This is a genomic window from Hungatella sp. SL.1.14, assembly GCF_024460495.1.
Classification (GTDB): Bacteria; Bacillota; Clostridia; order Lachnospirales; family Lachnospiraceae; genus Hungatella; species Hungatella hathewayi.
Genome location: NZ_JANFYJ010000060.1, coordinates 1 through 4,286, shown reverse-complemented (window position 1 = coordinate 4,286; position 4,286 = coordinate 1). Strand labels below are relative to the sequence as shown.

3 protein-coding genes are annotated in these 4,286 nt (G+C 44.5%); all 3 read right to left on the bottom strand.

Going from position 1 to position 4,286, the window contains the following annotated elements:
- Positions 1 to 257: 257 nt before the first annotated feature.
- The 3 genes from NE473_RS32925 to NE473_RS29650 all read right to left on the bottom strand — a co-directional run bounded on the left by NE473_RS32925 (position 258) and on the right by NE473_RS29650 (position 4,152).
- Complete coding sequence (locus NE473_RS32925) at positions 258 to 1,289, bottom strand: Gfo/Idh/MocA family protein (RefSeq protein WP_055652486.1); 1,032 nt, start codon at positions 1,287 to 1,289, stop codon at positions 258 to 260.
- A gap of 6 nt (positions 1,290 to 1,295) precedes the next feature.
- Complete coding sequence (locus tag NE473_RS29655; RefSeq protein WP_256265520.1) at positions 1,296 to 2,513, bottom strand: ROK family transcriptional regulator; 1,218 nt, start codon at positions 2,511 to 2,513, stop codon at positions 1,296 to 1,298.
- Between the two features lie 118 nt (positions 2,514 to 2,631).
- Entirely contained in the window at positions 2,632 to 4,152 is a 1,521-nt protein-coding gene (locus tag NE473_RS29650) for an ABC transporter substrate-binding protein (RefSeq protein WP_022030668.1), read from the bottom strand.
- Positions 4,153 to 4,286: the final 134 nt, after the last annotated feature.

Below are 4,286 nucleotides of genomic sequence, written 5' to 3'. Positions count from 1 at the left end.
AATCCATCAAGGTATTCCTGTGACACCTTTGCCCGGAATTCCGAAGTATGAGGGGATTTGGACATAAAAATACCTCCTAAGTAGATTTTGGTTATTTATCTTGTCTACTTAAGAGGTATCATATCAAAACTTTGACCGAGTGACAAGGTGGCATTTTCTATCACATATAAGGTCAACCCACCTTGTGGGCGGTTGCTCCTCTTTGTATGTATAATATACCATATTTCTATCAATATTTCAAGGATGCTTTCATATTTTTACGCTTTATCGGAGTATTTTTCAATCTCCCGTCCCTCCTTCGAAGAACGGTAAATATCCAGAACCAGCTCCAGTGTACGCTTCGCATCCTCCGGATCCACAGGCACCGGTTTTCCTGCCCTTAAGCAGCGGTAAAAATCCCGAATCTGGATCTCGTGATAATTCCCCCAGTACGCTTCTCCATTTACATCTGGTCCAACAGACGGATATACGGTTCTTGCCGCCTCACCCTTTAACTGAATCTGCACTTCATTCTGTGTCAAAAGCGCAGTTCCATTTTCACCACTTATCTCCACCCGGATCGGACTGTTGCTTGTGTAATAATTGCACGCATAAAAGGAATAAACCGCCCCATTTTCGAATGTAATGGCCGCGTCCGCCACATCCTCCACCTCAATATTGGTCAGGATTCTCCGGTCAATATTCCCTTTTATCTTTACCGGTTCACAGCCCATCATATAACGTACTAAATCCAGGCTGTGGATCGCCTGATCAATGACTACTCCTCCGCCTTCCTTTTCCCAGCTTCCTTTCCAGTCGCACTCATAGTATGAAGGAGGCCGCCACCAGTTCAGAGTAGAAAATGCTCCTGTAATACGTCCAAATGTTCCCTGCTCAATCAACTTTTTTACTTCCTGTATTCCCTCTATATAGCGGTTCTGGAAAATAACCCCCAGCTGTCTTTCGTTTCTTTTTGCAGCCTCAATCATGGCATCCGCATCTTCTGTCGTAAGGGCGACAGGCTTCTCTGTAAGGACATGAAATCCTGCATCGAGACAGGCAACCGCGTGCTCTTTATGTAAAAAATGCGGTGTAAGAACGTGAACTACTGACAAAGGCTGCCTCAACAAGTCTTCCAGCTTATCTGAATAACCACAGCCTGAAAATGAAGCAGCCAGCTTCTCTGCTCTGCCCAACTCCTTATCTACTACAAAGGCGATCTCTACTTCATCCCTCATATTTTCGAATGCAGCCCGATATACAGAAGATATTCTTCCACATCCGATAATACCTGCTTTTATCTTCTCCACTTAACGTTACTCCTTAATAAAAAATTGTTTTATCGCCAGAGCTGCACCTCCCCTGGCTCCCGTAAGGGGGTTGAAATCAATAAATTCAATCTCAATCTCCTGATCATTTAAACCAAAGATATGTTTCTTGGTCTCCTCCAAAAGCTGCCTCCGTTTTCTTTTCACCTTCATCATATAGCCGTCCACAATTACTAAAGGAGGGCTGATAAGATTGATGATATTTGCAAGTGTTACTCCCAGATACATGACAGCCTCTTCCATGACCTTAACCACATACGCGTCATTGCACTCTTCCGCCATCAGCACATCTTTCATGGTCAGTTCCGCAACATCCGGACACAGTTCCGTCAGCATTGTAGATACGCCATCCTGAATTGCGGCTTTGCATTTTTTCAGAATTGCCCTTTCGCTGGCCATCTCCTCTAAACAGCCATTGTGACCACAGGTCTCACATTTCGGACCATTGATATCCACTACCATATGCCCTGCCTCTCCCGCACTGGCATTTTCTCCCGTGATCATCCGGTTCTTTACAAACAGAGGGCATGCAATACCGTAGGAAATAAGATAATATGCGAAAGAATCCGGCCTCAGCGTCTTGCCGAACATTTCCTCTCCAATCGCGCGCGCCCTTGCGTTGTTCTCAATTAAAACCGGGATATCCAGTCTTCTGGACAAATCTCTCGCGATGTTTTTATTATTCCATTCTGTTTTAAAGCTTTCTCTTAAAATCCCAACTCTGGATTCCACAAAGCCCGGCAGTCCCATGCCTACTCCCAAAATCTTCTCCGGATCCACGCCGCTTTCAGAAATCAATCTGCCGATATTGCGCGCCAGCGCATCTATCTCATCAACGTATACACCTTTCATTGGCGGATACTTCATGCTGATTTTTTCATTACCGCGCAAATCCAGCATACAGGCTGCGGTCTGGTATGGATTCATCTCCACACCAATGGCATATCTGGCGTCCTGGATGAAATTAATTTTAATTGGTTTACGTCCCAGAGAACGTTCCTCCACGTCAGAGTCCTCTGCCGCAAACTCATACACCAGTCCCCTCTCGATCAGAGAAGATACATTCGTTGTAATCGTCGGCGGAGTTAACGACAGCATCTCTGCGATCTTACTCCTCGATATGGGGCCGTACTTGTAGATTATCTCTTTAATCAAAGCCTCATTCTGTTTCTTAACTCTAGGCAGATTCGTTCCACGTGCAGTCATCTTTTTCCCTCCGAAACTATTCTTCTATGTCATCCATTATAGTGAATCCCAGAAGATATTACAAGCAGAGGATATGCAAAAAGCCATACATATCCTCTACCTATTACTACTTATCACACTATTTTAATGCTTCATAATCCGCTTCCGTATAATCCTTCATTGGATCCCAGTTGGGGAAATCAAAGGTTGAATAATCGAGGCCAACCGCTTCAGATGCTCTCTGCCACTCCACAGTAGATGCCTCCGATAATTTCTTCAGTTCGCTTGAATAGTCTGTAATACTCTGTGAAATCACGCCCTGTAAGATAGCTCCCAGACTTGGCTGGACATCTTTTACTTCTGCATAGAAATCATACGCTTTTTCGTCCCTTGTTGTGGCCGCCGGTACAATCTTCGCAATTTCGCTTGCAATTTCATAATACTGTTTCATAACTTCGTTAGTCATATATTTTTCATTGACACTCGGCACGATTGAAACATAGTTTCCATCGGATACACAGCCTGACTGATAGCCATAATCCTCATCGAATAAAGCCATTAAATACTCTGCCGCCTCTTTCGGATGCTTCGACTGCTTATAAAGTCCCATCCACGGAGCGCTCTCGACCTGCTGAACACCGCCTTTTGCTCCACTGTCCGGAACAGGAACTGCCATAACTCCGTAGTTTAAATCAGGATAACTCTGTGCCCACGGCGGAATACACCACATACCCTGGCAGAGGAAACCTGCCTGTCCCTGTGCAAACATCTCCCTCGCCTCCGGTGCGCTGATATTGACGGTGTCCGGATGAATACTGCCGTCAGAAACCAGCTGTTCCATCAGCGCCATTGCCTCATTCATAGCTTCGCTGTCATATGGAGCCTTTCCGTCTACCGTCAAAACCTTTGCGTTCGGTGCAATTTTGCCTCCACCTACAGCAGCCAGAGAACGAGCCAGAATATCCAGTCGGTTTAACTGTTTTCCTCCTTCAATCAAGCCAAAAATCTCACCATTTCCTGTATCCGTAATTTTCTTACATGCATCTGCAAATTCGGAGTACGTCTCTGGAACCTTAGTAACGCCGGCTTGATCCAATACATCCTTGTTATAGAAGAATAAGCAGTTTACTACCGGCATATTTTCCGGAATTGTATAGAGTTCTTCTCCCTTCATGGTTACACCTTCTTCGAATACAGACGGATCCAGTGTATCTAAAAATTCATCCGTCACATAATCATTCATCGGCTGATACCACTCTTCTTTCAATGCCGTGCTTAACGTCATACCAGTCGGAATCGGGAATAAATCTGGTCCATCTCCTGATTTTATCATGGTAACAATGGTATTCTTAAACTGATCAATCGTAAGCATTGTATATTCGATGGTAATATTAGGATGATCCTCCATATACTTTTTGTTAAATTCCTCTCTTCTTGCCAGGGAACTGTCACTCCAGTCCACAATCCGAAGCGTAATTTTTTCATCGGATTCGGCCGCTGTTGTATCAGAACTGTTATCCTTCGATGGCGCTTCTGTCTTTTCCTGTGTCTGAGCCGCTGTTGTACTGTCTCCACCCGTACTTGGCATTGCACAGCCTGTTATTGCTGTTACCGTCATTGCAAGTGCCAGTGATAATGCCCCCATTTTCTTAAGTTTCATAAAATACTTCCTCCTACTACAATGTATTTATGGTTAATATCCCTTACAGCCAGTAAGGAATTATCCATCTTGTTGCTTAAGCTGTTATAATGATGGAGCAATCGGTATATCGGTTTCCTCCTTGGACCTCGCGT